Origin of the sequence: Acanthopleuribacter pedis (genome assembly GCF_017377855.1) — a bacterium.
GTDB classification, from domain to species: Bacteria; Acidobacteriota; Holophagae; order Acanthopleuribacterales; family Acanthopleuribacteraceae; genus Acanthopleuribacter; species Acanthopleuribacter pedis.
The window spans coordinates 1-1,824 of sequence record NZ_JAFREP010000036.1 but is presented as its reverse complement, the minus strand read 5'-3'; the positions used below and the strand labels follow the sequence as shown (position 1 = coordinate 1,824).

The window sequence follows — 1,824 nt, the reverse complement described above, 5'->3', positions numbered from 1 at the left end:
CGCGGAGATCGGGTAATTCTGATGGAGGGAAGGGACCCTGATCCGAGATAAGCGAAGGAAGCGATGACAGCTAAAGGAGATTGACAATGCGTCTACTGCAATGCCCACGTCGGAACAGGAATCTTCTAAAATCTCGCTAAGCGATAAAGAGGAGCACTCCTGTGGCCAAAAAAAAGCGAAACTATTACTCCGGCGAACAAAAGGTCGCCATTCTCAAGCGCCACCTCGTCAATGGTGAACGTATTTCTGATATCTGCGACGAACTCAACATCAACCCCAACATGTTCTACCGATGGCAGAAGACCTTCTTCGAAAATGGGGCCAAAGCGTTCGAAAGTGGCGCGAAGACAAAGGTCGATACAGAGACACGCCGGCTCGAAGAGCTTCAGGCCAAGCTGGGACAAAAAGACAGCGTTATTAGCGAACTTGTCACCGAGCTGATCAAAGCAAAAAAAAACATTGGGGAGATTTAAACGGGCGTTGGGTGGAACCGGATAAACGGGACAGCCTGGTTGACTTTGTAATCTACTTGGTTGCGTTGACCGGCGTGACCTTTAAGAAGATTTTGCACGATCTCCGGCTTCACCCAGCTAAGTTTTACGATTGGAAGAAGCGCTACGGTAAAGTTAACGAACACAACCGTTTGGTTCCGCGGGATCACTGGCTGGAGCCTGAGGAAGTGCGTGCCGTCGTTGCTTTCTTTCATGAGCATCCAGATGTCGGCTACCGGCGATTAACCTACATGATGCTGGATACCGAAGTTGTGGCGGTGAGTCCCTCGACAACCTATAACGTGCTCAAGCGAGCCGGCTTAATGGGGCGACGTGAACCTGTCAAGTCAAGCAAGGGGAAAGGCTTTGATCATCCTGAGGCGCCCCATCAACACTGGCATATCGACATCACCTACCTTAATATCGCGGGAACCTTTTACTATATGTGCAGCGTGCTTGACGGCTTCTCGCGAGCCATCATCCATTGGGAGATTCGCGAGAAAATGAAGGCGCAAGATGTTGAAATCATTCTCCAACGTGCGAAGGAAGCGGCTCCAGAAGCCCGACCGCGAATCATCTCGGACAATGGCCCCCAGTTCGTTGCCCGTGATTTCAAGGAGTTCGTTCGTATAAGTGGCATGACCCACGTGCGAACCAGCCCCTATTATCCACAGAGCAACGGCAAGCAGGAGCGGTTCCACAAAACCTTGAAGGCGGAATGCATCCGACCCAAAACACCGCTATCACTCAGTGAAGCTCGAACAACCGTTGCGGCCTTCGTGCAGGAGTACAACACGAAGCGGCTTCATAGCGCGATTGGTTACATTACCCCCGCCGACAAGCTTGCCGGCAGAGCCGCGAGAATATTCGCTCGCCGGGAACGATTGCTTACAGAAGCACGTCAGCGGCGCAAGGAAAAACGTGCGGCAAGACAGGCGGCATAAGTTCAGCAATGAGAACAGTGTTCCTTGGAGAAACATCAGGATTCCAGGAGGCCGGACTACCCAATCTAGCGCAAGCGGAGGGGAAAAATTGGAGGCGCCCAGCCGAGCTTGCTCGGTTGGGAGGTGCCGATTTTTTCCCGGAGCGGTCCTTGATGCAGGTGGTGACGCGCTAAAATCAGTGTCGGCCGGCGGCGAAAGCTTTCATGTCACATCAGTCTTCCCGTCGGCCGTATAGCTTCTCAGCGCGTCGGCCCCACCTGGGTCAAGGATGCGCGGTGGTATTCCAACCTGGTAGCGATGGCACCAAACATTTGCCTCTGGGATTGACACCGCTCCCGCTGATCCTTATGCTCGCCTTCTGAAATTCCTGTTCACGCTTGGGCCACGCA

At 53.2% G+C, this 1,824-nt stretch carries 2 protein-coding genes; both read left to right on the top strand.

The genetic code is table 11. The annotated features are described in order from the left end of the window. Positions 1-161 precede the first annotated feature (161 nt). The gene (locus tag J3U88_RS28415; protein WP_207862402.1) at positions 162-473 is read left to right on the top strand and encodes a transposase; all 312 of its coding nucleotides are present in this window, start codon (positions 162-164) and stop codon (positions 471-473) included. Positions 474-484: 11 nt separating this feature from the next. After that, positions 485-1,435 carry an IS3 family transposase gene (locus tag J3U88_RS28410; RefSeq protein ID WP_207862401.1) on the top strand — a complete coding sequence of 317 codons (951 nt, stop codon included), beginning with the start codon at positions 485-487 and terminating at the stop codon, positions 1,433-1,435. The last annotated feature ends 389 nt before the right edge of the window (positions 1,436-1,824 follow it).